Raw genomic sequence first — 3,620 nt, 5'->3', positions numbered from 1 at the left:
CCCCACCGCCCGCCCCGCCCCCCGCGGGGGGGGGCGGCGCGCCGGGGGGCCCGCCCCCCCGCGGCCCCCGCGCCGCCCCGGCCGCTCGCTCTCGCGACTCCTGCCGCTCGTCCCGGCCGTGTTCATGCTGGCCGCGTTCATGCTCGGCCCGATCGTCTACTCGCTGTACGGGTCGCTCACCGACCGCGCCCTCACCGGCCCGCGCGCGGCGAACCCGCAGTTCATCGGGCTCGACAACTACGTCGACCTGTTCGGCTCGGCCGAGTTCTGGAACTCGCTCGTGCTCACGGTGGTCTTCGTGCTCGCCTCGGCCGTGATCGGCCAGAACGTGCTCGGGATGCTGCTGGCCGTGCTCGTGCACAGCTCGGTCAAGCCGCTCAAATCGCTCGTGAGCGGTGTCGTGGTGCTCGCGTGGGTGCTCCCCGAGATCGTGGCGGCCTTCGCTATGTACGCGTTCTTCGCCAAGGACGGCACGCTCAACGCCGTGCTCGGCTGGTTCGGCCTGGAGCACACCGCGTGGCTGTTCGTCTTCCCGATGCTCTCGGTGATCCTCGCCAACATCTGGCGCGGCACGGCGTTCTCGATGATGGTCTACAACGCGGCGCTGTCCGAGGTTCCGCCCGACCTCATGGAGGCGGCGACGATCGACGGCGCGACCGCGTGGCAGCGCTTCACCCGCGTCACGCTGCCCGTGATCCGCCGGTCGATCTCGACCAACCTGCTGCTCACGACGCTGCAGACCCTCGGCGTCTTCACCCTCATCTGGGTCATGACCGGCGGCGGCCCGGGCTCGTCGTCGGCGACGCTTCCGGTGCTCGCCTACCAGGAGGCGTTCAAGTTCGCCCAGGTCGGGTACGGCACCGCGATCGCCACCGTGACCCTCCTCATCGGCGCGGTCTTCTCGATCGTCTACATCCGCGCACTCAAGCCGGAGGTCGACTGACATGGCCACCCAGACCGCGACCGAGACCCGCACCATCGTCACCGGGCGCCGCTCGCCGAGCGTGTCGGCCCCGCGCAAGCGGACGCACACGGCGACGGCATCCGTTCTGCTCGCCGTGATCGGGCTGCTGTTCCTCGTCCCGCTGCTGTGGGTGGTGTTCGCCTCGTTCGACGGCGACGCGACCGTGTCGATGCGTCTGCCCGAGACCTGGACGCTCGCCAACTACACGGACGTCATGACGTGGGAGCTCGCGTGGCAGCCGCTGCTGAACTCCATCGTCATCTCGCTCGGAACGGCCGTCATCACCGTCGTGGTGGCACTGCTGGCCGCGTACCCGCTGTCGCGCTACAACGCGCGCTACCAGAAGCCGTTCATGTACGGGATCCTGTTCGGCACCGGGCTGCCGCTGACCGCGATGATGGTGCCGGTCTACGCCCTGTTCGTCTCGTTCGGCCTGCTCGACTCCACGTGGGGCGTGATCGTCTTCATGGCGGCGACGTCGCTGCCGATGGCGATCTGGATGCTGAAGAACTTCATGGACTCGGTGCCCATCTCGCTCGAAGAGGCGGCATGGGTCGACGGCGCCAGCTCCATGCAGGCGCTGGCCCGCATCGTGGTGCCGCTCATGCGGCCCGGGATCGGCGTGGTGTTCATCTTCGTGTTCACGGGCGCGTGGGGGAACTTCTTCGTCCCGTTCGTGCTGCTGTTCACGTCGAGCAAGTTCCCCGCCGCCGTCTCGATCTTCAACTTCTTCGGGCAGTACGGCACCATCGCCTACGGGCAGCTCGCCGCCTACTCGGTGCTGTACGCCGCACCGATGGTGGTGCTGTACGTCATCGTCCAGAAGCTCTCCGGCGCGTCGTTCGCGCTCGCCGGCTCCGTCAAGGGCTGACGCCCGCACATCTGAAAGCACAGGCATGCACGACCGTTCCTCTCTCGCCCGTCTTCGCGTCGACCGCTTCGTCCTCGAGCGGCTCGTGCCGCACGTCCACCGCGGCTCGGCTCCCCTGCAGGTCACGCGGTGGGATGCCGCCGGCGAACCCGTCCCGTTCGACACCGCGGCGGCGGGTGAGTACTCCCCCATCGCCGTGGGCGACACGTGGGGCCGGCCGTGGGGCACGACGTGGTTCCGGGTGCAGGGCGCCGTGCCGGCGGAATGGCGCGAGGCCGACGGCTCCCTTCCCGCACGCACGCGGCCTGAGCTCGTCGTCGACCTCGGCTTCACCGCCGGCCAGCCCGGCTTCCAGTGCGAGGCGATGGTCTGGAGCACCGCCGGGCACCCCGTGCGGGGCATCGCGCCGCTCAACAACGCCGTCGCCGAGGCGGTCGACGACACCGGGCAGGTCGACGTGTACATCGAGGCGGCATCGAACCCCGACGTCGGGAGCCTCTTCGTCTTCGCCCCGACACCCGTCGGCGACCCGGCGACCGCGGGCGACGACCCGATCTACACGCTCCGGCACCTCGACGTGCGGCTGCGCGACCTGGAGGTCGCCGACCTGCTGGCCGACACGCTGGCACTGCGCGGGCTCGTCGACGAGCTCGACGAGGGCTCGTCGCGCCGCGCCGACATCCTCCTCGCGCTGGAGCGCATGATCGACGCCGTCGACCCCGACGACGTCGCAGGCACGGCCGCCGACGGTCGCGCCGTACTGGCGCCCGTGCTCGCGAGCCCCGCGTCGGCCTCGGCGCACACGCTGCACGCGGTGGGCCATGCGCACATCGACTCGGCGTGGCTCTGGCCGGTGCGCGAGACGGTCCGCAAGGTGTCGCGCACGTTCTCGAACGTGCTGTCGCTCATGGGCGAGGACCCGGACTTCGTCTTCGTCGCCTCCAGCGCGCAGCAGTACGCGTGGATCAAAGAGACCTACCCCGACCTGTTCGAGCGCATCCGGGCCCGCGTCGAGGAGGGCCGGTTCATCCCGGTCGGCAGCATGTGGGTCGAATCCGACACCAACATGCCGGGCTCCGAGGCGATGGCCCGCCAGTTCGTCGCGGGCAAGTCCTTCTTCCTGCGCGAGTTCGGACTGGACACCCCCGAGGTGTGGCTGCCCGACTCGTTCGGATACTCCGGTGCGCTCCCGCAGATCGCGAAGGCAGCGGGCGCCCGCTGGTTCCTGACGCAGAAGACGTCGTGGAACGAGACGAACCGGATGCCGCACCACACGTTCCAGTGGGAGGGCATCGACGGCACCCGGCTGTTCACCCACTTCCCGCCGGTCGACACCTACAACTCGCGCGTGACGGCCGCCGAGCTCGCCCACGCCGAGCGCAACTTCGCCGACAAGGGGCAGAGCAGCGTGTCGCTCCTCCCCTACGGCTACGGCGACGGCGGCGGCGGTCCCACCCGCGAGATGACCGCGGCGATCACCCGCACCGGCTCCCTGGAGGGCTCGCCCCGCGTCGTGCACAGCACACCGCGCCGGTTCTTCGAGACCGCCGAGGCGGAGTACCCCGACCCCGAGGTGTGGTCGGGCGAGCTGTACCTCGAATTCCACCGGGGCACGTACACCAGCCAGCTGCGCACCAAGCAGGGCAACCGCCGCAGCGAGCACCTGCTGCGCGAGGCCGAGCTGTGGGCGACGACGGCGAGCGTGCGGTGCGGCATCCCGTATCCGGCCGAGCGGATCCAGCGGGCCTGGGAGACGGTGCTGCTGCAGCAGTTCCACGACATCCT

Annotated in this window: 3 protein-coding genes; all 3 read left to right on the top strand. The window is 70.2% G+C overall.

Annotation, left to right across the window (positions count from 1 at the left end):
* Positions 1 to 943: carbohydrate ABC transporter permease (locus ACTHNQ_RS08785; protein ID WP_440332908.1), on the top strand; the 943-nt coding region annotated here is incomplete at its 5' end.
* A 1-nt stretch (position 944) separates the two neighbouring features.
* The gene (locus tag ACTHNQ_RS08780) at positions 945 to 1,835 is read left to right on the top strand and encodes a carbohydrate ABC transporter permease (protein ID WP_440332906.1); all 891 of its coding nucleotides are present in this window, start codon (positions 945 to 947) and stop codon (positions 1,833 to 1,835) included.
* Positions 1,836 to 1,860: 25 nt separating this feature from the next.
* On the top strand, positions 1,861 to 3,620 hold a 1,760-nt coding region (locus tag ACTHNQ_RS08775; protein WP_440332904.1), incomplete at its 3' end, for an alpha-mannosidase.

This window comes from Microbacterium sp., from assembly GCF_051953575.1.
Classification (GTDB): domain Bacteria; phylum Actinomycetota; class Actinomycetes; order Actinomycetales; family Microbacteriaceae; genus Microbacterium.
Note: the sequence above shows the minus strand (reverse complement) of the source record. Positions and strands in the feature narration are given on the sequence as shown.